Source organism: Bradyrhizobium sp. BRP20, assembly GCF_020194215.1.
Lineage (GTDB): Bacteria > Pseudomonadota > Alphaproteobacteria > Rhizobiales > Xanthobacteraceae > Bradyrhizobium > Bradyrhizobium yuanmingense.
This window is the reverse complement of the sequence record NZ_JADYVY010000100.1, coordinates 1-449: the sequence shown is the minus strand read 5'-3', so window position 1 is coordinate 449 and position 449 is coordinate 1. Positions and strand designations below refer to the sequence as shown.

Annotated in this window: 1 protein-coding gene; it reads right to left on the bottom strand. The window is 75.1% G+C overall.

What is annotated here, in order from left to right; genetic code table 11:
* The coding region (locus I6F33_RS37975; protein WP_225145799.1) for a maleylpyruvate isomerase family mycothiol-dependent enzyme at positions 1 to 449 on the bottom strand (449 nt) is incomplete at both ends.

Below are 449 nucleotides of genomic sequence, written 5' to 3'. Positions count from 1 at the left end.
CCGACCAGCCGGTGTCGGTGGCCCGGTAGTGGCGCCCGCCGAAGTGCCGGCGCGCGTGGAACATGCGCGGCTTGTCCCACAGCCGCTGCGCGACGTGCGCGGCGGCGTCCGGCGGCACGGCGAGTGACCGGCCCAGCGGCAACGCGATGTCCAGGCCGTGGACGAGGATGTCGATCAGCACCTCCTCCAGGCCGATGCCGGGCGGGATGCGGCGGAACCCGGCCAGGTCCCGGATCTCCGCCACCAGCTCGGGCGCGGGCTTGCGGTAGGCGCAGGCGGCGTCGTGGATGGCGCGCTCGATGTTGCCGCGCGCCCGGATCGCCCCGGCGAGCGCGTCCCGCAACCGGATCCGGTACTGGCTGGCCAGGTGCGCCGCGACGTCCCGCACCGTCCACCCCTCGCACAGCGACGGGTGGGCCCATTCGTCGTCGGTCAGGTCGTCCAGCAGG